The organism is Holtiella tumoricola, from assembly GCF_027857615.1.
GTDB lineage: Bacteria > Bacillota > Clostridia > Lachnospirales > Cellulosilyticaceae > Holtiella > Holtiella tumoricola.
The window spans coordinates 199,686-225,016 of the sequence record NZ_JAQIFT010000061.1; the positions used below are offsets into that span (position 1 = coordinate 199,686).

At 32.8% G+C, this 25,331-nt stretch carries 24 protein-coding genes; 4 read left to right on the forward strand and 20 right to left on the reverse strand.

Annotation, left to right across the window (positions count from 1 at the left end; all coding sequences use genetic code 11):
* Positions 1-10: 10 nt before the first annotated feature.
* The 11 genes from PBV87_RS17555 to PBV87_RS17605 form a co-directional block, all read right to left on the reverse strand.
* A complete protein-coding gene (locus PBV87_RS17555) occupies positions 11-958 on the reverse strand; it encodes an ABC transporter permease (protein ID WP_082238554.1) in 948 nt (315 codons plus the stop codon).
* A gap of 416 nt (positions 959-1,374) precedes the next feature.
* Positions 1,375-2,061 carry a GntR family transcriptional regulator gene (locus PBV87_RS17560; protein ID WP_053982897.1) on the reverse strand — a complete coding sequence of 229 codons (687 nt, stop codon included), beginning with the start codon at positions 2,059-2,061 and terminating at the stop codon, positions 1,375-1,377.
* On the reverse strand, positions 2,021-2,950 hold the full coding sequence (gene ispE, locus PBV87_RS17565) for a 4-(cytidine 5'-diphospho)-2-C-methyl-D-erythritol kinase (protein ID WP_053982896.1): 930 nt from the start codon (positions 2,948-2,950) through the stop codon (positions 2,021-2,023). The genes PBV87_RS17560 and ispE overlap by 41 nt, the downstream gene beginning before the upstream one ends.
* Positions 2,951-3,099: 149 nt before the next feature.
* Positions 3,100-4,017, reverse strand: a complete 918-nt coding sequence (locus PBV87_RS17570) for a chemotaxis protein (protein ID WP_271013163.1) — start codon at positions 4,015-4,017, stop codon at positions 3,100-3,102.
* Positions 4,018-4,172: 155 nt separating this feature from the next.
* Positions 4,173-5,744 carry a DUF3794 and LysM peptidoglycan-binding domain-containing protein gene (locus PBV87_RS17575; protein ID WP_271013164.1) on the reverse strand — a complete coding sequence of 524 codons (1,572 nt, stop codon included), beginning with the start codon at positions 5,742-5,744 and terminating at the stop codon, positions 4,173-4,175.
* A gap of 201 nt (positions 5,745-5,945) precedes the next feature.
* Complete coding sequence (gene yabG / locus PBV87_RS17580) at positions 5,946-6,788, reverse strand: sporulation peptidase YabG (protein WP_053982893.1); 843 nt, start codon at positions 6,786-6,788, stop codon at positions 5,946-5,948.
* 77 nt (positions 6,789-6,865) lie between these two features.
* Positions 6,866-7,318 carry a hypothetical protein gene (locus PBV87_RS17585; RefSeq protein WP_271013165.1) on the reverse strand — a complete coding sequence of 151 codons (453 nt, stop codon included), beginning with the start codon at positions 7,316-7,318 and terminating at the stop codon, positions 6,866-6,868.
* Positions 7,319-7,477: 159 nt separating this feature from the next.
* The gene (locus tag PBV87_RS17590) at positions 7,478-9,178 is read right to left on the reverse strand and encodes a phospho-sugar mutase (protein WP_271013166.1); all 1,701 of its coding nucleotides are present in this window, start codon (positions 9,176-9,178) and stop codon (positions 7,478-7,480) included.
* A gap of 150 nt (positions 9,179-9,328) precedes the next feature.
* Positions 9,329-9,742 carry a hypothetical protein gene (locus PBV87_RS17595; RefSeq protein WP_271013167.1) on the reverse strand — a complete coding sequence of 138 codons (414 nt, stop codon included), beginning with the start codon at positions 9,740-9,742 and terminating at the stop codon, positions 9,329-9,331.
* 206 nt (positions 9,743-9,948) lie between these two features.
* Complete coding sequence (locus PBV87_RS22950) at positions 9,949-11,268, reverse strand: PEGA domain-containing protein (RefSeq protein ID WP_271013168.1); 1,320 nt, start codon at positions 11,266-11,268, stop codon at positions 9,949-9,951.
* 70 nt (positions 11,269-11,338) lie between these two features.
* On the reverse strand, positions 11,339-12,334 hold the full coding sequence (locus PBV87_RS17605; RefSeq protein WP_053982888.1) for a protein kinase family protein: 996 nt from the start codon (positions 12,332-12,334) through the stop codon (positions 11,339-11,341).
* Between the two features lie 159 nt (positions 12,335-12,493).
* Here PBV87_RS17605 and PBV87_RS17610 point away from each other — a divergent pair, with 159 nt between their 5' ends.
* Complete coding sequence (locus PBV87_RS17610; protein WP_271013169.1) at positions 12,494-13,390, forward strand: DUF4340 domain-containing protein; 897 nt, start codon at positions 12,494-12,496, stop codon at positions 13,388-13,390.
* Between the two features lie 110 nt (positions 13,391-13,500).
* On the opposite strand, the gene PBV87_RS17615 is transcribed toward PBV87_RS17610, so the two are convergent.
* From PBV87_RS17615 to PBV87_RS17630, 4 genes are all read right to left on the reverse strand, one after another.
* Positions 13,501-14,850, reverse strand: a complete 1,350-nt coding sequence (locus PBV87_RS17615; RefSeq protein ID WP_271013170.1) for a CCA tRNA nucleotidyltransferase — start codon at positions 14,848-14,850, stop codon at positions 13,501-13,503.
* A gap of 750 nt (positions 14,851-15,600) precedes the next feature.
* Positions 15,601-15,744: a hypothetical protein gene (locus PBV87_RS17620; protein WP_154668762.1), complete on the reverse strand. Its 144-nt coding sequence runs from the start codon at positions 15,742-15,744 to the stop codon at positions 15,601-15,603.
* Entirely contained in the window at positions 15,741-15,866 is a 126-nt protein-coding gene (locus PBV87_RS17625) for a hypothetical protein (protein WP_271013171.1), read from the reverse strand. The genes PBV87_RS17620 and PBV87_RS17625 overlap by 4 nt, the downstream gene beginning before the upstream one ends.
* A gap of 18 nt (positions 15,867-15,884) precedes the next feature.
* Positions 15,885-17,429 (reverse strand): oligosaccharide flippase family protein, encoded by a 1,545-nt coding sequence (locus PBV87_RS17630; RefSeq protein ID WP_271013172.1) that lies wholly within the window; start codon positions 17,427-17,429, stop codon positions 15,885-15,887.
* 165 nt (positions 17,430-17,594) lie between these two features.
* Here PBV87_RS17630 and PBV87_RS17635 point away from each other — a divergent pair, with 165 nt between their 5' ends.
* A complete protein-coding gene (locus PBV87_RS17635; RefSeq protein ID WP_082238553.1) occupies positions 17,595-18,137 on the forward strand; it encodes a superoxide dismutase family protein in 543 nt (180 codons plus the stop codon).
* Positions 18,138-18,245: 108 nt separating this feature from the next.
* On the opposite strand, the gene PBV87_RS17640 is transcribed toward PBV87_RS17635, so the two are convergent.
* The 4 genes from PBV87_RS17640 to PBV87_RS17655 all read right to left on the reverse strand — a co-directional run bounded on the left by PBV87_RS17640 (position 18,246) and on the right by PBV87_RS17655 (position 21,956).
* Positions 18,246-18,533 (reverse strand): cupin domain-containing protein, encoded by a 288-nt coding sequence (locus tag PBV87_RS17640; protein WP_053982884.1) that lies wholly within the window; start codon positions 18,531-18,533, stop codon positions 18,246-18,248.
* A gap of 33 nt (positions 18,534-18,566) precedes the next feature.
* Positions 18,567-19,196, reverse strand: a complete 630-nt coding sequence (locus tag PBV87_RS17645; RefSeq protein ID WP_271013173.1) for a hypothetical protein — start codon at positions 19,194-19,196, stop codon at positions 18,567-18,569.
* 259 nt (positions 19,197-19,455) lie between these two features.
* Complete coding sequence (locus tag PBV87_RS17650; protein WP_271013174.1) at positions 19,456-21,489, reverse strand: M13 family metallopeptidase; 2,034 nt, start codon at positions 21,487-21,489, stop codon at positions 19,456-19,458.
* A 29-nt stretch (positions 21,490-21,518) separates the two neighbouring features.
* Complete coding sequence (locus tag PBV87_RS17655; RefSeq protein ID WP_271013175.1) at positions 21,519-21,956, reverse strand: YaiI/YqxD family protein; 438 nt, start codon at positions 21,954-21,956, stop codon at positions 21,519-21,521.
* A gap of 130 nt (positions 21,957-22,086) precedes the next feature.
* Here PBV87_RS17655 and fsa point away from each other — a divergent pair, with 130 nt between their 5' ends.
* The gene (fsa, locus tag PBV87_RS17660) at positions 22,087-22,734 is read left to right on the forward strand and encodes a fructose-6-phosphate aldolase (protein WP_053982880.1); all 648 of its coding nucleotides are present in this window, start codon (positions 22,087-22,089) and stop codon (positions 22,732-22,734) included.
* A gap of 557 nt (positions 22,735-23,291) precedes the next feature.
* Here fsa and PBV87_RS17665 read toward each other — a convergent pair.
* Positions 23,292-24,284 (reverse strand): asparaginase, encoded by a 993-nt coding sequence (locus tag PBV87_RS17665; RefSeq protein ID WP_271013176.1) that lies wholly within the window; start codon positions 24,282-24,284, stop codon positions 23,292-23,294.
* A gap of 142 nt (positions 24,285-24,426) precedes the next feature.
* Between PBV87_RS17665 and PBV87_RS17670 the strand changes: the two genes are divergently transcribed.
* Positions 24,427-25,329, forward strand: a complete 903-nt coding sequence (locus PBV87_RS17670; RefSeq protein WP_271013177.1) for an esterase/lipase family protein — start codon at positions 24,427-24,429, stop codon at positions 25,327-25,329.
* The last annotated feature ends 2 nt before the right edge of the window (positions 25,330-25,331 follow it).

Here is a 25,331-nt window from a genome sequence, read left to right on the forward strand (position 1 = left end):
GTCCTCCTTCTTAGAATAATCCATTTTCACCATCAATTTTCTTAACGATGGTATTTGCAGTAACAATAGTAATGAAACCAATAACTGATTGGAAGAATGCTGCAGCTGAACTCATTGCCATACTACCTGTTCCTTCAATCGCTTTATATACGTAAGTATCCATAGTTGCTGTTGTGTTAAATAATGTTCCTGCATTTTTTGGTACTTGGTAGAATAAACCGAAGTCTGATCTAAAGATATTACCAACTGCCATGATGAACATAATAATGATGATTGGTTTGATAAGTGGTAATGTTACATATTTGATTTGTTGCCATTTTGTAGCTCCATCAATAACTGCGGCTTCATAGTAAGTATTATCAATACCTGCTATAGCTGCTAAGTAAACAATCATACCATAACCAACTGTTTTCCAAACTTGCATGAATACCAAGATATATGGCCAATACTTATCTTGCATATACCATTGGATTGAATCTTGACCTATGCTTCCTAAGAATTGATTTACAATCCCTTTATCATAGCTTAAGAATGCGAATACAAAGTAGCTAACAACTACCCATGAAAGGAAGTGTGGTAAGAACATTGCTGTTTGGCATACTTTTGCAAGTTTTTTACTATAAAGTTGTGTAATCCCGATTGCTAATGCAACTGGTACCACTGTTCCTAAGATAATAAATATCGTATTATAAACTACTGTATTTCGAATAATAATTGGTGCATCTGGTGTCTTAAACAAGAATTCAAAGTTTGTAAAGCCAACCCACTCGCTTTGTATAAGACTTTCAACAAAACCTTGACCAGGTAAAATTCTAAAATCTTTAAATGCAATTAGAATCCCGATCATTGGAATAAAACTAAAAACAACGTACCATATGAAAGTAGGCAATGCTAAGAGTGATAGTTCCACATCATCTCTATTTACTTTGAATTTGCTTTTTTTAATTTCCTTCTTCAAAAAAACGCCCCCTTGTCTGATATAATTTCAAGTCATTTCTATTTTTTTCATTCTATTGATGTAAATTTTTATTTTTACATGTAAAACTTGAATTTTACACCAATGTTTACTTAATTTATAATTATCGTATCATTAATTTTGTATAAAATCAATATATATATTTAATTTTTTTTATGTTTTTTGCACCTATTATTCTAGTTAATTGTGCGAAAACGTTATAATTACTAGTTTTACGCCTAGTTAATATGTATTAATTTTTTTTGCACACTTTTATTCTTTTGTCACATATTCAGTCTATAAATTGTGCGTTTAATCATTTTTGCATACAAATAAATGTGCATCCATTTTACATTTAGTTACAAAAAAAGACTAACAATGGCTTGTTTACATGCCATTGTTAGTCTTTTTACGCACTATTATCTATTTTTACTGTGAATAAATTTCATAATTGAGCTACATTGAGTTTCTATATGTTTTGTTGCTAACCCTGCTGCTACTTCTTCTTGTCTTTCTTTTAATGCATTCAGAATTTCATTATGTTCTGCAATTACTGCATTGCTTTCTTCAGTATTTTTAAGATAAGCAATACGATAGCGCTGTACTTGCTCTCTCATATTATTGTAAAGTTGAATAAGCTTTTCATTTTTACAAGCTAATGCAATTGTGTCATGGAATTCTATATCCTTTTGAATCATTACTTCTATATCATCTTCTTTAGCCGCATACTCATATTCTGTAATAATAAGCTGAAGTTTTAAGAAAGAACGTTCATCCATATGTCTACATGCAAGTTTTGCTGATAACGCTTCTAATGCTGCCCTTACTTGAAGTACATCTTCAATATCTTTTTCTGTAAATTGTGCTACTTGTGCACCTTTACGTGGTACCATTACAACAAGTCCTTCTAGCTCTAACTTACGTATTGCTTCACGTATAGGTGTACGACTTACACCTAGCTTTTCACCTAATTGCGTTTCCATAAGCCTTTCACCTGGCTCTAATTCCCCATTTAATATCGCTTTTCTAAGTGTTTGGAATACAATATCTCTTAATGGTAAGTACTCATTTATCTTCATGTTTGTGTTTGTATCTTTTTCTTTCATGTCTTCTTTTCCCCTCTCTTTTGGCCTTGCAAAATGTACTCGTTACATGTACTTCTCTTAATCCACATTTATTCTTGAAATATTCTGCCGCCAATGTTGCTTCATATTTGCTTGGGAAAATACCAAATACAGTTGGGCCACTTCCACTCATCATACTTCCTAGTGCCCCCATACGTATCATATCTTGCTTAATCTCTTCTATCTGAGGATGCATCTTAATTGTAACGTCCTCTAAAACATTTCCCATATGTGTCGTCATGTAGTCAATATCTTGCCTCTTAATTGCTTCAACATAATCATCTGTCTCAGGATGCTTTTCTATTTCTGCTATATTTAAAGCTTTATATACACTAGCTGTAGAAACACTAATGTTAGGCTTTGCCAATAAGATATGCATTGGAGGCAATGATGGTAGTGGTGTTAATACTTCACCAATTCCTTCTGCTAATGCTGTCCCTCTTAAAATACAAAAAGGTACATCTGCCCCAATTTCTACACCCATTTTCATAAGTTGTCTCTTACTATAATGCGTACCAAATAATTTATTAAGCCCTACTAGCACAGCTGCAGCATCACTACTACCACCTGCTAGTCCTGCTGCAACAGGAATACGTTTAAATATATCTATATAAATACCTGCTTTTATATTGCTTTCTTCTAAAAACTTTGCAGCTGCTTTATAGGTAATGTTTTTATCATCTTTCGGGAGCCATGCTAAATTATTATTGATTCGAATACCTTCTGTTTTAGTTTTTGTAATCGTAATTGTATCATGCAGATTAATAGTTTGCATGATCATTCTTAAATCATGATAGCCATTATCACGTTTACCTACTACATCTAGTGTAAGATTAATCTTACCTCTAGCTTTAAGTATTATTGTATCCATCAGTAGCTCCTTTATTTTTATTATTTTTTATATTATACCCCTTAAAAAAAGACTTAGTCAATGGAAATGTATTTCTTGTATACAAAGAACAAAGGATACCCTTTAATAGGATATCCTTTGTGTCTGTAGCTTCATTAAAACTTCACTATTTATCTAATTCCAATCAAGTTATCTACAATAGAAATTAATTGTTTAATGTCTGGTTTGCTAATCTGAGCATCTGCTCCAACACTCTCACCTTTTCTTTGTAAATCTTCTGTTATAAGAGAGGAGAATAAAATAACTGGTAAAGTATTTAAAATCTTATCATCTTTTATTTTTTTTGTTAAAGAATAACCATCCAATATTGGCATTTCAATATCTGAAATAAGAAGATTAACTTGTTGTTTAAAATTATCTCCATAATTTTCTTTAACATCTACCAAGTATTGATATACTTGTGCACCATCATTAAAGAATCTAAGATTTGTATATCCAGCGCCTTCTAATGCATTTTTAAGTAGTTCTCTAACTACTCTTGAGTCATCTGCTAAGATAAGATCCATTTTACTTCTAATATGTTTTTTTTCTTCACTATTATCACACATGTCTCTATATTTTTCATTATAGAAGTTATTCTTTGGATTTAATGAAAGTAAAATACTTTCAAAATCAAGAAGCATAATAATTTTTTCGTCTAATAGTACACTTCCTACTACTAATGAATCATTATCTAGTGCATGAGTATTATCTAGTTCTGACCATTTTACACGTCTAATTCCTGCTACTTCTTCAATAAGGAATACAACTGTAGTTTGATTAAGTTCACAAAGTAACCCTAAAGCACCATCTGTTATATCCGTACTTTTTTTATTAAGTACTTTCTTTAAATCAATTGTTGATACCATGTTATTACGTACTACAGCACGTCCTACTATATCATTCGGACTCCCTGGTATTGGAGATACCTCATTTATTCTAATTATCTCTTTAATCTTCAGTACATTAATACCGTAGCGAGCTCCGTTTATTAAAAACTCTACAATTTCAAACTCGCCATTCCCTGTTTCAAGTAAAATATTGCTCATTGTATCCCCCTTTATAATATTTTCTGTTTTTTATAGTATACTTCTTATAAAAATTATAGCAAACATTTCAATATAGGTCTATTAATATAAATCATAAAAATATAGCTCTAAGAATAATTTTTATAATAGTCAAAATTATTCCTAGAGCTATTTAACTAGAACTTTGTTTTCTTTAAAATAATAAGTTTTTGACCTAAATTAAGTGCTGCATTTTCATCTAAATCATTAATTTCAACGATATCTTGAACCGTTGTATTAAAACGTTTTGCAAGATTCCAAAGAGAATCTCCTTTTTTAGCTGCATACACTGTAATACTTGGATAATTATTAAGTTCTTCCTTATCCATATCTTCTACGTTGATTTGATTAATGGTTTGAACTATGTCTTTTTTATAAACATTTGCGATATAGTCAAGCGCATAGTCAATCATAAGATCATTTTTGTTATAAGCACTTACTTCTATATCTTTAGGTTGTACTTTAACATCAATGTAAGCATCCTTAGAAAGTCCTTCAATTACAAGTTCTTGGTTAAATGGTAACATTTCTACTGCAGTTTGAACCATATTCATGTTTTCTGGATCAATATATACAATTTTAGCTTCTACCATCCCACTAACTGTCAGCTTGTCACCATTAATTTGCTTCTCTTCAACCATAGGTTTTAAAGTTACACTAAAGATTTGCTCTGTGTCTGGTGCACCACTATCTACAGTTACCATTTCTTTTTTAGATGCTTTAGCAGCTCCTTTTGAAGCTAAAGTCATATAATCAGAAGTATTATTTGCAATTGTTACTTTTTTACCTGGGAAATACACATCGTCTATAATTGTTTCATCATTCTTATCATATGTATTGTATTTAGCTTCTACAATGCATTCAACCTCTACAATACGATCTTCTCCATCATAGTCTGGTGAAACTTGCATATAGGTTGGTTTTACAGTTAAATCACAATTCCAATAAACTTCTTCACCTGGTTTGGTTACATCACTACTTCCTGCAAAAGGAATACGGTGTTTAACAACTTCAACAGGTTTATCTTCATCTTGAGTTGTATACATAGTACTTACTTCAACAATACCATTGTATAAAATCTCACTGTCTGTACGTTTGATTTGTTCTTCTTTAATTTCTGTGTTCATTTTAAGAATTTCAGCGATACTTGCTTTACCTTGTGGAATTGTCAGTTCGTCTTTCACTATAAGTTTTTCCACACCATTTTGTGATGGTCTAACAATACTTACAGTATCAAAACTTGTTTGAATAGGGCTATCACTTCTAACATCTGTTACAAGCTCTATTTCTTTTGGTTTTGTTGCTTCAACACTAACACCAATAATCGCTTTAACATTAAGTTTACGTTCATTCAAAATATTCCAATGCATATGTTCAATATTATAGTTGAAGGCTATACGTTGGTCATTGTCTACACCATCTAAAATAACAAAATCCTCAAGAGGAATGCTACCTTTCATAGTATAGATTTCTTTTGAATTGTTTTGAGGAACATAAAGAATAGTTGTATCAAGTTGCCCTTTATAAACAACTCTATCCTCCTGCACATCAATTTGATCAATATTAATGTCTCCATCTAAATATAGTACTCTTTGCATGTCTGGCTTTCCATCTGGAACAATAATGTCTCTTTCCTTAACAACTTGTACGTTTTCTCTTCTAGTCATTTCATTCAAGCCCATTTGTTTTCTTATAAGCTCTACTGACATTTTACGATCCTCCTCTTCTAACCTTTACACTCTACCTATGTATATGAGTAAGAGTTATCTAGTTATGCCATGATTTTTACATTTTGGACTAACTTCTATTTCATGTATATTCATGTACAACCTGTAATATACCTTTTTTGAACACAAAAAAAGGCAGTCTGGCGGTTGACTACCTTCTTTTAACGATCTACTCCTGCGCCGTTAGGATTTATCGTCGAATGCTCCTACTACTGGCCCACCTTTACGTGCTACCCCTAGAATCTCATACCCTCCTACACCTTTAAATTTGGTGACTGTATTCTTAATGGCTTCTTCTATGGATAACACTTCATTAAATGGACAGTACGCAATACGCTCTACTATGAATACTGGATCAAGGGCATGGATAAGTACTCTTTCTGGTGAGGCTGCATAATCCGCTCCTGCTTCTAGGAGAGCCTCAAAGAAAGATTGACACGCCCCAGCAAAAATAATAAGTTGCTTATTTCCTTGGGGTACCTTTCTAGCTTCTTTTATGGCTTCTACAAAGTATTTTGAGTTCTTATACTCATTAATATCAAATAAATTTTTATACTTTTTGTTCAATGAATCATGTCCGGTCAGAACAAGTATATCTGGATTGTGCTTTTGCAAAAGACTACTAATTTTTTTGGGTTGCTCAAACTCTAAGACATTTTCACCAACCGCATTGACTCCCAATATATCATAGTACTTCATACATAAGCTGAGATAAAAGGTATCTCCATCTATGTGTAGTACTTTCCCTGTTTTTTGGAGTATAGGTTTGTTTTTGTCTTTTGTGAGTTGCTTTTCGAGCACTAAATTTTTCACTGTCTGTTGAATTTTTTCCATTAAATCGTTTTCTTTATTTGTAAATCGCATCCCTCCCGCAAGTTCTAGATCTTCTATAGGTGCATCTGCTATAATTCTGTATGAAATTCCTTTCAATTTCACTATACCGTCAGGCCTTATTTCTAATACTTTAAATAAAACATCTCTATTATATGAAATACGTACAACATAATCTCCGACTGCAATAACCATACATTAAGACTCCTAGTCACGATATCTCTATATTTTATTACATGAATAGGAAGTCCTATGCCTATGTATCAAGAGTATTAACCATATGATGAATGTGTTGGCTCTCTAGAATGGAGTTTTACACGATAGTGTTCTTTGTTATAATGATCTTTTAATTTTTCAAAATCTATGTAAACGACGTTATCTCTATAGTAGAGATCCTGACGTTGATTCCTAAGCGGATATCGTAATAAATAGATGACATTATCTTTTTTAATAGAATGCATCATCTGTTTCATCTCTTTAGCCTTACTCATAAGTTTTACATTTGCTTGTAAGGTAGAGTAGCTTTCCTCAATATGCTCCTCTTGATGTTTACGTCTTTTTAATTTAAATAAATTAAGTAAATGTTTTTTAGCTGTTCTAGCTTCCACTTTTGCAAGTTTTCTTTCTAATTTTTTCTCTTCATGCTTGTCCTTCATAGTAGCAGCCCATTTACTTACACTGTTTACAACTTCCATTACTTTTTCTAAAATATGTAGTTTGATCATCTGTATTCCCCCTAATTTTTCATCTGTGTGATAGGTGTTGGCGTTTCATGAGACTATCCTAGCACCATTTCCATTTCTTGGGAATCCTGAAGTAAAAAATAAGATGCTTCAAGCCTATTCATGCCTTGAAACATCTCAAAAACTTTTTTGATTTTTTTATTACTTTATCCAAGGTGCAATTAGTACATTAACTGCCTCTTTAATAACTTCAACCTTCCTACAAGCATCTTCTTCACTTGTTCCTTTTATTCCTATATAGAATTTAATCTTTGGTTCAGTACCAGATGGTCTTACACATACCCACGCACCATCATTTAATGCATAGTATAAAACATTAGATTTAGGAAGGTCTCCTACACCTTGTTTGTAGTCTCTTGTACAAAGCACCTTGTACTCTCCAAAGCTCTCAGGTGATTCTTTTCTGAGATTTTCCATTACATTTTTAATCTTTTCTAATCCTTCTATTCCTTTTAAGGTGATAGATTGTACAGCTTCTTTATAATATCCATATTTCTCATAGAGTTCTATAAGCCCATCATAGAGTGTCATACCTTTTGTCTTATAGTATGCTGCCATCTCTGCTGCAAGCATACATGCTACAACTGCATCTTTATCTCTTGCATAAGTACCTGCTAAACAACCATAGCTTTCTTCAAATCCAAAAGCATAACTTCTATTATGATGTTCTTCAAATAGTCTAATTTGTTCTCCTATGTATTTAAAACCTGTTAAAACTTCCATAACATCTACACCATAAGCATCGCAGATAGGTCTTACCATCTCTGTTGTTACAATGGTTTTGATCACTACACTATTCTTTTCTAACGTACCTTGCTTGCTTTTCTGAGAAAGAATATATTCTGTAAGCATGGCACCAAGCATATTCCCTGTTAAAACAGCATATTCACCTTCATGGTCACGTACGAGTATGCCTACACGGTCTGCATCTGGGTCTGTTCCCATTACAATATCTGCACCTACTTCTTTAGCTAAGTCTATTGCTAAGTTAAAGGCTTCCTTATTCTCTGGGTTAGGACTTTGTACAGTTGGGAATGCGCCATCTGGCTCTTCTTGTTCTTTTACAACATATACATTCTTAAAACCTACTTCATCTAATATCCTTCTTACTGGTTTATTTCCTGTTCCATGAATAGGTGTATAAACAATCTTAAAGTCATCTGCAACTTCTTTAATAATCTCAGGATTTAAAACTTGTTTTTTAACTTCTTCAATATAAGCTTGGCTTACTTCTTTGCCTATCATCACAAGCTTGCCTGAACTTAAAGCTTCTTCTTCACTCATTGTCTTAATGGCATTAAAGTCAGTAATAGCATTTACCTCTTCAATAATCATTTGGTCATAAGGTGCTATAACTTGAGCACCATCATTACCATATACTTTATACCCATTATACTCAGGTGGATTGTGGCTAGCGGTTACTACAATACCTGCATCACACTTTAAGTACCTTACAGCAAATGAAAGCATCGGTACTGGTCTTAAGTAATCATATAAGTAAGCTGTAATGTTATTAGCAGCAAGTACAAGTGCTGCTTCTTTAGCAAATACATCTGAGAAATGTCTTGAATCATAAGCAATAGCTACTTTAGGATTAGTTAAAGCCTGTCTATTTAAAAAGTTAGCAAGACCTTGTGTTGCCTTTCTAACAATATAAGGATTCATTCTATTAGTCCCCGCTCCAATAACACCCCTTAAACCTGCTGTTCCAAATTCTAACTCTGTATAAAATCTGTCTTCAATCTCTTTTTCATTCCCACTAAGAGCACGTAACTCATCTTTTGTTGCTTCATCAAAAATAGGACTTTCTAGCCACTCTTGATATTTTTCTTTATAACTCATGTTGAGCCCCCTTAAACCATATTTTTACACTTTTACATTATATTATAACTTTTCCAACTTTTAAAGTTAATTATAAACAAATAAATAGATAATAGAGAAGAGAAAATAAAAAAGATAACACCTAAATGTGTTATCTTTTTTAAGAGCTGACTATTTGTTTAATAAATCTTTGAGTTGATTGACTTTACTAAGAATAACTTCCTTCCTGCTTAAACTTCCATATTCTTCATTATAAGGTAACCATTTAATCCAATCCTCATAATACTTTTCTATGTCATATAAAATTTCAGTTGCTAAATCTTTAAAATTAAGAGTAGATGAAAAAAGTTCTTCCTCTTCATCGCTATCTTCATATCTTTTTATAATATAGGTACCGTTATAGTAAGATGTAACAATAAATTCGCTACCTTCTTCGTCAATAAAAAATGATAATGGGCTATTGTTAGAGAAAGCAAAAATACAAGCGTTAAGACAGTCAACCGGAATGTCTGTTAAATAGCTTCCATAACCTATGAAATCCCCCATTTTAATCTCTGTCCATCCACCACGTGGCTTACCAAGCATCAATTTTCTCCTCCATTATATAATGATTTCATCCTATTAAATATCTAATTGTTATATATGTTTATGATTAGTATAGCAAACTATTTATAAAAACGTTATATCTCTCCTCATTTTCACATCCTTTTTATATACCTTAAGAGCTAACCTCAAGTTAATTTAGCATATACAAAAAGGAGTTGCTACTTTAAAGTAACAACTCCATTCTTTTAATTAGGAATAAGTGTATAAAGGTAACTATTTTGATCATCACTTTGATCGATTAAGATATTGGTTTCATAGTTTTTATACCCCTCTTTTTTAAGGATAATACTATATTCACCCACTTCTAAAGTTCCTTTAAAAGGTGTTATACCTTTATACGCTCCATTAATATAGACTTCAGCATCCTTTGGATCACTTGAAATGCTTACTTTGTAATCTACTTGATTCGCTTGATTATTATCTTGCTCTTCTTTCTTACTCTCAGACTCACTTGAACTTTCTTCCTCTTCACTTACTTCTGATACTAAATTAGCCTTCATCACTACATTGCCTTCTTGTAAGTTTAAGGTTTGTACATAAGGTTTAAACCCTGATGCTGTGATTTCTACTGTATAAGTATCTGTAGGTAGTGTTATCACTTCACCTTTTTTATAAACCTTATCCTTTATCTTTACCTTATAATCTTGATCTGTATTAAGCACCTGAATGTTGAGGGTAGTTTGAAGTCTTTTAAACTCTTCATGATCAAGCTCTAATGTCTTACCTGATTCAATAGTAATAGTCCTTGTAATTGGTTCATACCCTTTAAGTTGAAGTACTACATTATGTTCTCCTGCAACTAATGGTAATGGATTCATATCCTCTGAAAGTGGAACTTGCCTATTTCTATTAATTTCTAGATAACCATCATATATAGGTAACTTACCTATATGTATATAGCCTTCTCTAGCTAGTACCTTAACAGAGAATACTTGATCATCTATTCCTTTTAATTCTAAGATATCGTAGTCATTAACCTCATGCATATTAATTATGTTATCTTCTTCATCAACAATATTGGTATGACCGGTATAATGATAGAGTACACTCCCTATTTTAAGGGTACGATTAGATCGATCAATGTCTAAATTCTTCATGTCTGTCTTTGTAAAAGCGTTCGGTGAGATTCTAACACATACTAAATTATCTTTTTGTGATTGGTAAATAAGTTCTACAATATCTCCTACTTTTAATGCTGAATATGGCATTGTCTTTTCAGTACTATCTTGTACCCTAGTTGTTGTTTGAACTTGATAAGTCTTTATTTCTCTTTTTTCTATATCTAAGATATCAATGCTTTGCTCTTCTAAATTTCTTATAACTCCTGTAATACTTATATAGAAGTTATTGTCTTCTACTTCATTTACGATTGCCTTCTGGGGTTCTTTTGGAACTGTTTCCGTTACAAAATACTTAATCCCCACAAACATAGCAGCAAGAAGCACTATAAATCCCACTATTGATGAGATAATTACAGTTGTAACAAAAGTCTTATTCTTTTTCACTTTATACTCCTTTGTATTTTTCTATTTTATTCCTAATTTAAATTTCTCAGTATCTAACCATCTATAGCTCTTATAAATGTTTAATAAGTTCTTTTGCAGCAGTTAGTTGCTCATCTTTATAGACTAACATATTCTCCCACTTATGTTCAAACATGCTGTAGTTATTACGATGTTTAGATGTGGCATACTTAAAACAGATATTAGAATATTTTTCTGGGAAAATAAGCATTGCTTTAAGTGCTCTTACTTCATCTTCTTCTAATGTATTAATGCATGCATAACTATTAATAAGCTCATCTAAGAGCCCAATATCCCAATTATTTTTTTGCATAATCTTTGTTAATACATTACTTAAGTCTAACAGCTGAATATTATAAGTGCAATTATCTAGATTCATAATCTTATAGGTATTGTCTTCTAATCTTCCTACTGCATGGTAAGTAAAATCATTATGCATAATTGTTTTATTTACTTTAGCTTTTGTAATTAATTGATTTGCTATTTCAGTATTTACCAAGTCTAGTGCACTATACTGCAATTCTTCATAGTCTCTATAGCTTTCTAAAAACATAATTTCAAATTTGGTCTTTTGTGAGAAACCAGAAATCTTCTTTTTCATTCTTTTTGCATCTAACATACGTTTTTGAAAATATTCGTATATATTTTTTGAACCAATATTTTCTATGTCACGTACTTTAGACTCAATATGACATGCAGCTTTATGAAATCTTGCTAATACTTGCATACTTGCTTTAAGTTCTTCACGATTTGCAAAGTCTATCTCTGTAATTTTATCATAAGATTGTAGGACAAAGCACTTATCTAGATAAGTACCATACGGCAATTGTTTTTTATTTAAATAGATTTTATTAATCTCATTAAATCCTTTATCCAACAACTGTTGGGTTACTTCATGCTCAAAAACAATTTGCTCTTTTGGAATTAACGTCTTTCTAAGTAAGAGTTGCCCTTGCTTCGTATCCAAGTAATAATTGCTACGACTATATTGGAATTTTTTTATACTAATGTCATACTGATTAAACAGCTCATTCCCTACTTGTTTCATTCCATTTCTCCCCCCCTCCAGTGTTTTATTTCCTCACCTTTCTTATGTATATGATAAGTCCTAAAAAAAAATATCTATTTTAAAATTCTTTTCTATTATTCGTTCACAATTATGTGATACAATAGACCCTGTCAAGCATACAACTTTTGAGGTGATCACATGAAACGTAAGGGATGGTTTATACCAATTGCAGTATTTTTTGTATGTACATGGTTCTTAATCATGTATGAACAAAGTACTAACGAGCCATATTTAGCACATACTTCTAACTTGGCTCAACTACCATGGGACAAAGATATTTCGGAGATACAACAAGTTCATTTTTCTGCTCATTCTTCTTCCTTTGTAGCAGAAAGAATAGATAACGAATGGTTTATTACAAACCCTATTCAGTCCATTGCAGACTCTACATATGTTTATAATGTTATTTCTCAGTTTGTTAGTCCAGGTCTTATTCATACTATAGAAACAGAAGTTACTGATCCTTCTTCTTATGGTATTTATGACTATTCTCCTACAATGACGCTTGTTGATGAAAATGGAGCTGAGTATACATTAATTGCTGGTAGTGCTGCAAGTGACACCACTTATTACGCATATAGTCCTTTGACTAGATGCATTTATACGATTAAAAAAGATATTTTTGATTTTGTTTCCTCAGACCTTGCTTCTTGGAGAACAAAAGAATATATTACTTTTAATCCAGAACAAGTTGCAAAAATTAATGTAACAACACCAGATACACACTATGCTATAGAACCAGTATCTATTGAAGGTAATAAAGCTTTTTATGGAGAAAATTTATCTCAAAAAGAGGTTGATGAGTTGATTAACTTTTTATCACTATCAAAAGTAGATCAATTTATTATTGATGATGCTTCAGAACATATTATTTCTTCATATGGCTTTAACCAACCTAATCTTAAGGTGAAAATTTATGATTTCTCGGGAAATGCTACTGTCTTTTCTTTTGTAAAAATTCAAGATAGTTCATCTTATTATGCTTTAGATCATTCTAAAAACAGTATTTATAAAGTACTCTTTCTTTTAAACTAGGGGATGTTTAGGAATTAGTATTTATAAATGTTAGCAACAAAGCCCTTATCAACTCAATCCTATTAGTTGATAAGGGCTTTTCATATATTATTATAGATTAGTCCAACATTCTATATAGCTTGTGCAGACTCTTGTATATGCTTTTCTAATGTAGCTTTATCATTTGCTTCTGGATGCTTCATCACATAAGTTAATAGTTCTTCTAACTTCTCTCCTACTGCTTTACCTGGAGTGATACCCATCTTAATCAGATCTCCTCCATTAACTTTAAGCATCTTTAAGTTATAACACTCTTCATTGGCTACAATTTCTTCTTTCATTTCACGTATTATTTGAATCATTTTTTCTTTCTCAAGATACTTATCTGGATTTTGAGCCTTGGCATCTACCTCATTAATAATAAGAAGCTTATCAAATAGTTCTTCACCTGTTACCTTCAGAATTTGTTTAATATAAAACTTATTAATTTTCTTTCTAAGATGATAATCATGTAGGCTGACTAAAAGCGTTACTTCCTTTATAGTCTGGTTATCTAATCTCAAATCCTTTAGGACACGCTTAGCAATGTCAGCACCTTTTTCTGGATGATTGTAGAAATGATCTATTCCTTTTGCATCTGTTGTTCTTGTAAGAGGTTTCCCAATATCATGTAAAAGTACAGCTAATCTTAATACCTCATCCTTTGGTGTATGCTTCATGGCTGCTAATGTGTGCTGTGCTACGTTGTAAATATGATGAGGGTGATTTTGAGGTGTTTCATAGGCTTTAATAAACTCTGGTAAAATGTATTCTAGAAGCCCTAATTCATAGAGCATATTAATAGCTTCTGGTGAATCTGACATGCAGATTTTAATAAATTCATCACGAATACGCTCTTTACTAATATTAGCAAGAAGGTGCTTACAAGCCTTAATTCCTTCTATAGTATTATCTGAGATTTTAAAGCCTAGCTGTGCTGCAAAACGTACTGCTCTTAAGATACGAAGGGCATCTTCTGTAAAACGTTCTTTAGCATCTCTTACAGATTTAATACATTCTTCTTTTATATGTTTTTGACCATTATAAGGGTCAATGAATCCCCTTACAGGATGATATGCAATGGCATTCATTGTAAAGTCGCGACGAGATAAGTCTAGGGTAATATCTTCTACAAAACTTACACTTTCCGGTCTTCTTGAATCTTTATATTCACCTTCAATACGATAAGTGGTAACTTCATAATGTTCTGTATCTACAATAACTGTTACTGTTCCATGTTGAATACCCGTATCATAAGTTCTCTTAAATACACTTTTTACATCTTCTGGCTTTGCAGAAGTAGTAATATCCCAATCATTAGGTGTACGCCCCATAATCATATCACGCACACATCCACCTACTACATAAGCCTCAAATCCATGTTGTTCTAAAGTATCTATAATATATAGGGCATCCTGTGGAATCTCTCTATAATCCTTCACCATTTGGTCCTCTTTCTTCTCTTTGTAAAATTAGTATTCCCCTAATTATATCATAGTAGACTTCCATTTTCCTCATTTAATAGGAGTAGTCCATTTTTCATTGTTATTTTGCCCAATAGCTACTTTATTCATTTGTATAAGTGTAACAAATAAAACTTTTTTATTTATTTTTAGACGAATTTAAGAACGTTAAAAAGTATGTATATATATAAGGTATTCATCAATAACCTTATCGGTATCAATGGGACAAGTCCTAGGCCCCTTGAACTTGAGATACTATGCTAAGAAAAATAAATGATAAGGTTCCCCTCCCTAATCTTAAACTTTATTTTTTCTTAGCCCCAGTGCTGTAGGTGGTGGCAACCTCAGTGTCTGGGTATTCTTTAACTAAATAGTGACTTCTACTTTTAAATGCTCATGCCTATAGATAAATAATGTGTAGCTTACGGCAACGTATGAGGTAAATCCGGCATATACAAAGTTAGCTTGGACACCTAACATGATACATCCAATGGGATCCCTTTCATAGCAGGCACACCAACGCAGCAAGCGTATAGTGCGGTAACTCCAAGATTACTTCGCCTCCAGTCACTCCTTGCTTATCTCTAAAGCTACAGCATCCTCTTAAGAAGTCTCTTCTAAGTTGAAGATTTTGCCACACATACAAGAAGCTACCTTAAGTCTAGTCTTTGTGCATCACAGGGAGGAAAAGACTGTCTTAGGGTAGCTTCTTGTGCTTATAAATAATTTTTATCGTTTATTTCTAAAGCTGTCTCCAGCTCCATGTGTACCTGAACTGATACCGGCTTTAAATCCATGAGACGAATTCATCGCATCTCTTGTATTATCTATTTTACTTTGGAGTTTTGCTTCTTCTGTTTTGTGTTTACTCATGTCATCATCTCCTTTTTACTACGATTTTGCCCAAGCTCATCAAATTTATACCTTACATAAAATTCAAGTTCAGATAAACCGTTATAATACCTATCGTCAGAGATAAAGTTTAAATTTGGCATAAAAAATTATTAATGCTTTTAACAATTCTTCCCTCTAATATCTAATACAGCTAAATCCTCTTTAGTAACATTCTCAAGTAAAGTTAATGCAATATAGTAGATACAAAGTGTTATCCCTATTCCTAATGTTATTTGTAACCCGAGTGCTGCTGTTTGTGGCAATAAATATAAAACAATTACTTTGGCTGTCATACCTGCTGCTGTTGCTGCTAGTGCTGGATGTACAAACCATTTAATGAGCTGTATCTTTATATCTGTTACTGCTATTAAGCGTCTTACTTTTAAGGTAGCTGTTAGAATACTAATACCTATGTTTAATACAATAAATCCTTCTACCCCTTTAATAGGAATTAAGAAGTAAATGAGACCAATACTTAAAACTGACTCTATAATTCTATAGATTAAGCAACTATTTTGTTCTCCTAGTCCCTTTAGGATACCGTCTATTACAATTTCTATGTACATAAAAGGTGTTACGATAACTAATAATTGAAGCAATTGTCCTACTTGACTATTATGATAAATTAATACTCCAAATTCTCTACCAAAGTTTAAAAAGATGCTTACTACAATCATAGCTAATACCATAATCAAGTGTATGGTCCTACCAGATAAGCTTTCTACTCTTCCTCTAATATTTCTTGCTTGTGCCCTTGCAATTTCAGGTGTCAAAACAGTTGAACACGCGGTTAAAAGAGCGACTGGGAAGAACAAAATAGGAAATACCATGCCTTGTATCATACCATACATACTCATAGATTCCATTGCTGTTAATCCTGATTTTCTAAATCCTACTGGGATTAATATGTTTTGTAATAAAGTAATCATTGAACTAATATAAGCAGTTAAAGTAATAGGTAAAAGCAATTTTATGATATTCGTCAAAACATTCGTTGTACCTATATCCTTATGTTCTCTTCTTGCTCTTCTATCAGGATCTGTTAAATATAGAATCAACATATAAGAAAATGAAAATACTTCACCTAAAGTTATTCCTAGTCCTATCGCTGCACATGCATAGATTAAATCTCCTCCGCCCCATGTACGTAAAAAAACAATAACTAGAATCACCTTTACAATTTGCTCCATAACATCTGAGCTTACTGGCTTAATCATTTTCTTAACAGCATAAAAGTATCCTTTAATACAGCAAGATACTGTCATAAATGGAATACTTAATGAGAGCACTCTAAGTCCTAGTACTGTACGACTATCATTTACTACTTTAGCTCCTATTACATCTGCAAAAGTGAATATACCTGACGTAATCAATATACTCGCTATAATACTTATAGCAAAGAATACGTTCATAATCTTCTTGATGCCTTTTCCATTATTGTGCCCAATTTCTTCTGCTACCATCTTAGAAACAGAAGTACTCATACCTGCTGAAGCAATCATATACGCCATCATATATACGGTTGTTGTTAAGTGGTAAAGGCCTACTCCTTCTGGTCCTATTGCATTAGATATATAAATAGTCGAAACTATCCCCAAAGCCTTTGTGATAACGGATCCTAGAGTTGAAATAAAGGCACTTAAGGCTAATCCTTGTTTTTTCATTTCGTCACCTACCTTGTCCTATTCTATATAGTATATGTGGACAATGGTTCTTCCTATGCTACAACTTATTATTTCTTCCATTACAAGTTGCTATCAACAAGCACTCAACTCCTCTTTTAACCATAAACTACTATAGATCCCTTTAATTAGAATAGGAGCTTTTAGATGGATAGATCCAAAGGAAAATGTAGTATTACTGAAGTCTTCCAAAACTTTGATCATCTTCAACCAGATGCCTATGCAGAATTAAAAGCTGGCCCTCTTGCACCTAATTTAGTCGGCCTTGTATTCTTTTATCAATTAACTGATGGTGTGCTTATTCGTACTTATATAACAGGTATTCCTCTTGTTAATAATAGTGGTAATCCGACTGCTTTTCATGGATTCCATATTCATGAAATGAGTTGTACCGGAATGAGTGATAGTACAGCAGCTTTTGCAGCAGCTGGTGGTCATTATAATCCTACCAATCAACCTCATCCTTTACATGCAGGTGATCTCCCTCCCATTATGTCTACTAATGGAACAGCTTTTATGAGTGTCTATGCAAGCCAATTTAATATTAGAGATATTATTGGTAGATCCATTGTTTTACATGAAGATGCTGATGATTTTAAAACTCAACCTAGTGGTAATTCTGGTGCAAGGTTAGCTTGTGGTAATATTTATGCTTATGCAGTTCCCATTTTAGATGAATACAATAAATAAAAATAAAGGAAGATTATTCTTCCTTTATTTTTATCCACAATGGGTATATTTTATTTTTTTCTGTTTTACTTATCATCCACAGTTTCCACAACTTTTTCGGGATAATTATCAACATTCTTGAATAGTTAACAATGCTTTTGTATTTTCTTTTGCTATCACATAGTGATCTACTCTTGCATCAAAAGGCATATAATCACCTTGTCTAAGTGTATAACTTTCCCCATTTACAAAATGCATCTCAACTTCTCCACATACAACTTGAAGTGTTCCCATTCCTCTATAGGTACGTTGAGGAATAGCAGATTCTTCTTCAAATACCAAACAAGTTGTTTGGCATCCATTGTGTGATGCTAAAGTTGATTGTGCTGTTAAATCATTAATGTTTACTACTTCCATAAAATATCCATCCTTCTCTTCTCATTTGTTAATTTATTTTTTTCTAATAGTGTAAACAGATTTTTTAAGTTCTTCACAATACATAGAACCTTCTTGTAAAAAACCTTCTATCCACACTTGTCTTAGCACATAAAAGTAAATGCTATCTCCACCAACCTGGTTCCAATAGGTTTCTTGTATACACTCCTTTGTCCTCCAAACAACTTCTTCTGGTGTTGAGATAATAACCTCATTAATTTCATCACTAGGCCTTCCTTCGGGTAGACAATCATAAAGCCTCTTATAAACTTCACGAGCATCTATGATCCCCTTTTCATAAAGTCCTATTTTTCTAGCTGTTATTATTCCATTCTCTCTAAAAATATCCTTTGTTTCATCTAATGTAATATATTTTTCTTCTAAAAGCTTAGTAAATATATAAGCTAATCTATATTGTGCACTTCTTAATTTCTCTTGAAGGCATCGATCTACGTTAGTATTTTCTAAAGATCGGTGAAAATTTTCATCTATTGGTTTCCCATATAACCTATAGCTTTCTGCTTGTAATTCTGTACTATGTCCTCCTTTTTCATTACTCCATCTTAATAGCTCTTCTATAAGTGTTTCTTGTAACTGTATTTTATATAGGACCCAATAATGTATAGGTTGTAATTCTACACTCATGTTAGTCTCCTTTTAGTCACTTCTAGTTGCAGTATTAAAAGTTAGTATGAGCATTTTTTTGTAATGTCATGTATTCTCCCATAATCTTGTATGCAAAAAAACCCTTCCACATATTTTTTATACTAATTTATAAACAAAAAAAGCATATAAGTTAGGGAATTGATTTACTCCTTTATCATGTAGATAAGAAGCATTTCATATGCCACTAGCTTATATGCCTTTTATATAGGTTAAACGATTATTTCTTTGGGATTATTCCCTACCAAATTCCTAATCTTTTCTCTGGTGCTAAATACATTCCATCTTTTTCAGTTATACCGTAGGTTTTATAAAACTCTTCAAATTGCTTGATTGCTTCATTTACTCTGACTTTATAAGGTGAATGTGCATCAACGGTCAATAAGTAGGCTGCATACTCTGGACTTTGAATACCTCTCCATATAGTTGCCCAATTATTGAAGAATGCTTTAAAGTCAGCTTTCTCATTATCATTTAATATATCAATTACACAAGCTAAACCACCAATGTCTGCTATATTTTCACCCACTGTTAAGTTACCATCTACATATTTTCCTGGACTTACTTCAACATGATTATAGTACTCTCTAACAGCCTTTTCCTTTTTTTCAAAGACTTTATAGTCATCGTAAGTCCACCAATTATTTAAATTTCCATCTTTATCAAATCTTGCACCTGAATTATCAAAGGCATGGCTAATTTCATGCCCTATAACAGCACCTATCCCTCCTAAGTTAGCTTCTTTAGATTGATTGATATCATAATAAGGCGCTTGCAAAATACCTGCTGGAAATACAATTTCATTATTAGATGGATTATAATAGGCATTTACCATTTGAGGTGGCATGCTAAACTTATCTCTATCTACTGGTTTGTTAAGCTTATTGACTTGTTTATCTCTTAAATATTTAAGAACGCTTAGATTATTTTCAAAGAGACTACTACCTTCTTCAAATGTTTTAACTTCTAGTTTTTTGTAGTCTTCCCATTTCTTTGGATACCCTACCTTTACTTTAATAGCTTCTAATTTCTGGATTGCATTTTTCTTAGTGGAGTCTCCCATCCATTCTAGTTTGCTAATACGTTCTCCATATTTAGCAATAATCTCATCTATCATCTGCTCAACATCTGCTTTAGCTTCTGGTGAAAAATATCTTTCTACATACTCTTTGCCAAGTGCATTACTAAATACTGTATTCACGGTTTGAAAAGCAACTTCTTCTTCTGTTAACTTTCCATTTACACCTAATAGTTTCGCTTTTAATAGATGATGTGCTTCTTCAAATTCTTTAGTCAAGCATCCACTTGTATCTTGGATTAGATTAAGCTTCAAGTAATCCTTTAGGAGTTCTAAGTGCTCTTGAGTGTAGAGCGAATTGAGTGCCCTTAACCATTTAGGCTCTTCTACAATAATCTTCTTTGCTTTATCTACACCATTAGCTTTTAATAATTTCTTTAGCCCTAAATTAGGTGCCAAGGCTTCTAACTCTTTGATGGTATATTCATTATAAGTTGCTCTATAATAATCTAAATGTGCATTAATTTCTTTAGTTCCCATAATAAAGGGTGCCATTACACTTTCTAGCTTATAGACATTTTCGATTGTTTGTTTTGCTTCATCTTTGCTATATCCTACAAGTTCTAGTATCTTTTGATTATATTCATCTAAAGCTTGCTTCATCTTTGTTGCCATTTCAGATGGCATAGTATAGTGGTCGGCATCTTCTAATTGCAAAGAACTTGAACCTATATAAAGTACATTTTGAGTACTATCTTGAATGTCTTGATCAATACCCATATTAATAAGTCCATCAAACAAACTAATCTCTTCATCTTGAAGTAACTTAGAAAACTCTTCTATTGTTTGAACCTTATCAATTTGCTCTAAGTACTTTTTAATAGGCTCACAACCTTGTTTATTTCTTGCTTCCCAATTAAGTTCATTTTTGTAGAGATTAATCATCTTCTTCTCGGTATCATTATTTTTATAGGTTGATTCTTTTGCTAAAATTTCATCAAAAATAGCTCTGACATTTGCATCAGACTTATCTGTCAAATCCGTCATGGCAGAAGACTCGGTATAACCTGGCTTAATATGTGCACTGGCTAACCATTCTTTATTTACGGCTTGATAAAAATCATCTTGTAATCTTACAGTATCCACTTCTTTTTTGACAGCTACATGTTGATTCCTTACTTCTTCTGCTTTGACTGGCATAAGAGGTGTAAACATGTAAATCGACGCAAGTATAATCGATAGTATTTTTCTTGTCATTGCTATTTCCTCTTTTCTTATAAAAGCATTTAACTATGTGATTCTATAAGATACTTTAACCCTTTTTGGAACTTTTCATCATCTTCTGATGTACGTTTTCTAGGTCCTTTTGTTTTATTACCTGATTTTCTTACTGTTTTAGCTACATGTCTTCTAAACAGAAGTTCATCAATATTGTCTTCTGTATAGATAAGTCCATTTTGATTAATTGGCAAACCCTTCTTAGCCAAAATCATAGTTGCTAATCCATAATCTTGAGTAATAACAACGTCTCCCTTTTCTACATGATTAGCGATTACAAAGTCAACAGCATCCATTCCCTTTTGAACCAATATAGTTTTTATATTCTCTCTCTCTATTACATGTGCAGTATCGCAAAAAATTATAACTTCCTTTTTATACATATTCCCTATTTTGATTGTTAGATCTACTACTGGACATCCATCTGCATCGATTAATAGTTTCATTCTAAATTCCCCCTTGATGTGATTTGTCTACTTTGAGTCTATCAGTTCACAGTATGTTTTTCAAACCTTTGTATATCCTTTTTTAATTTCACATATCCTAATCAAAAGATTACTTAAAGGAGATTAACAAATGAAATTTTTTATTGATACAGCACATACTGAAGATATTCGCAAAGCATATGAATTAGGTGTCATTTGTGGCGTTACTACTAATCCTTCATTGATTGCTAAAGAAGGGTTAGTTTTTGAAGAAGTTATTCAAGAGATTACAACCATTGTGGATGGGCCTATTAGTGCTGAAGTCATTAGCCTAGAAGCACCTAAAATGGTAGAAGAAGCTGAAAAGTTAGCAGCCATTCATAAGAATATTGTTATCAAACTTCCTATGACCGAAGAAGGTCTTAAAGCTACTAAAATTCTTACTTCTAGAGGCATTAAAACAAATGTAACCCTTATTTTCTCTGCAACACAAGCACTTTTAGCAGCCCGTGCAGGTGCTACTTATGTCAGTCCATTTATTGGACGCCTAGATGATATTGGCTTTGATGGCATGGGACTTATCCAAGACATTGTTGAAATCTTTGAAATCCATGGTATTCAAACAGAGATTATTGCTGCTAGTGTACGCCATCCTATCCACGTTCTTGAAGCAGCTAAAGCCGGTGCTCATATTGCAACAGTACCTTACTCTGTTATTCTACAGATGATTAAACATCCTTTAACTGCAAGTGGGATTGAACGCTTCTTAGCTGACTGGGCTACACTACAAAATAAATAATTGGTTAAGTGTGAGGGCATGTAGGCAAGCTTATTGTATTCCAACTTCTGGTCCTCAACTTTTAAGAGAGGCTAAGCTACATGATCTATTTTCTAAACATCCTTCATGTGAAAGTGTCTAATCATTTCCGAGTTTAGATCAAAAGTACTATTAATTTTAAAAAGCGTATCTTACTTCATTAAGTAGCAAAAGACATTGGGACATGCAGTGTAGTAATCTCTCCGCCGTCGCAGTCCACAAAGTGAGGGAGGCATATTCGTAGACTTGATTCAGTGAGCTGGATAGGTGTGTTCTCCGGAACCTGCCTACGTAGCTTTCAGATAAGAAATGTTCGAAATGAAAAAATAATGGTTTTAGGTGTGCTGTCTGAACGAAGTGAGTTCACACCGTTATTATTTTTGAATGAGTTACATTTCTCTGAAAGCGAAGTGAAGCAGGTGAAGGAGAATCCAACTAGCCAACTCACGTAAGTACACTAAATATAAGCCCCTCCTCACTTAACCAAATATTTATTACCTAAAATTATAAAAGAGGACTGTATATTTACAGTCCTCTTTTTATAGTACGTAACTCTCTTCTGAGAAGAGTTTTTTGATCTCTTCTATATCTTGTGTTTTTCCTAAACCAAGCATCAATTTGATACGTGCTTTCGGTCCTCTCATTTCACCACCCATGATGGCACCTAAGTCTGAGAGTTCTTTACCGCCTCCTGCATAGCCATAGGATTCAAAGACACGACCTGAACTACATCTTGATACAATAACAACTACTACACCTTTTGAAAGAGCATACTTCACACCTTCTAGCATTTTAAGAGGTAAGTTTCCTCTTCCCATTGCTTCTACAATAATGCCTTTTGCACCTGCATCTACTGAGAGTCTAATAAATCTATCATCCATATCTAATACTGTTTTAATTAAGTCTACTCTACGTTCAACAGTATTTGTATCTATATGTTGTCTAAATGCAATATCTCTATAAACAATCAAATCATTGGTATCAATAATTCCAAGTGGACCATATGGAGATTGGAATGTGTTAAGAGATAATGTATTGGTTTTTGTTACTTCTGAAGCAATATTAACTTCATTATTTAACACAACGAGTACACCTTTATCAATAGCTTTAGGTGAAATTGCTGTACATACTGCGGCTGCTAAATTACTTGAACCATCATAGCCGAGTTCTGAACTATTACGCATTGCTCCAACTACAACAACAGGTTTATGATGTCTTATTGTAAGGTCTAAGAAATACGCTGTTTCTTCTAATGTATCTGTTCCATGTGTTACAATAACACCTGTAATATCTTGTCTATCTAATGTTTGTTTAATAAGATTTTTAAGTTCTAGTAACTTATTAAAGGTCATATGTGGACCTGGAATCTCACAAAAATTTACTACTTCTATATCTGCTAATTTATCTATATTTGATACCATAGATAAAATTTGTTCTCCTGACAACGTTGGAATAGCCGCTCCTATCGTGTCATCTACTGTCATTGAAATAGTCCCGCCTGTAAAGATAATACATACTTTTGGCTTATGCATATAGTCACCCCTTGTTGTTTTACTTCCTCCATCATATCTATATTTGTCCTTAATTTCAAGGATTTTATCACCTTGTTATGTTTCTAGCATAAACTATATAAGCTAAGGCTTTTGTTATGCTATTCACTAAGGAGGTGAATGTATGTCACTTAAATTACCTTTAATTTTTATTCCTGGTTTATTTGGTTCTTTAGGATCAGAAGTTATACCCCATACTGGCAAATGGCATTTTGGACCTTCACGCTATACAGGTGTTCGCTTTATAAAAGAAATGGAGAAGCAAGGTTATATTCTTAATAAAAATTTCTTTATTATGTTTTATAACTGGCGCCAAAGCACTAAAGACGTTGCTGAACTAGCTCTCGCTCCTCTTATTTATAAAGTACTTAAACTAAATGGTTGTACAAAAGTTAATTTACTTTGTCATGGTACGGGTGGGTTGATTGGCCGTTATTACATTCAATCTGACCTTTTTACTCCCAGTATTAAACATTTGATTTTAGTTGGTACACCCAATGCTGGTTTTGTAGCGCCTTTTAATTACTTAAGTGGTGGTAACTTTCCTTATCCTTTTGCTGGTGAACCTGATTTTATTTCTCTCAATCTAACGCTTTTTCTTAAGATTATTAGTACGAGTGAATTTCCTGCTTTATCTGAATTTCTTCCGTCTAAAAGTTATGGAGATTATTTAATATATTCTCGTGGACAAGACTTCTTCTCTATACCTTATCAATCTATGCAACTTCAAAATACTTTTCTCGATGATCTAAATACATCTAGCAATTTACTTCAAGAACGTGTCTCTAAAGTTATACTTGTTGGAGGCCGTAGTTGTAACACTGTGGATACGCTTCAAGTTTTCCCCGCTTGTTCTCTTGATAAGTGGAGTGATGGAAAAGTTATAGATTGTACCTCGACACTTGAAGGCGATAGCTGTACACCTCTAAAAAGTGTACTTGCCTGTCCTGGGGAAGAGTATCTATTTAATGTAGATTATGGTGAACTTCTACTCCAAGCAGCTAATTTACTACCTGCTTTAATCTAGCC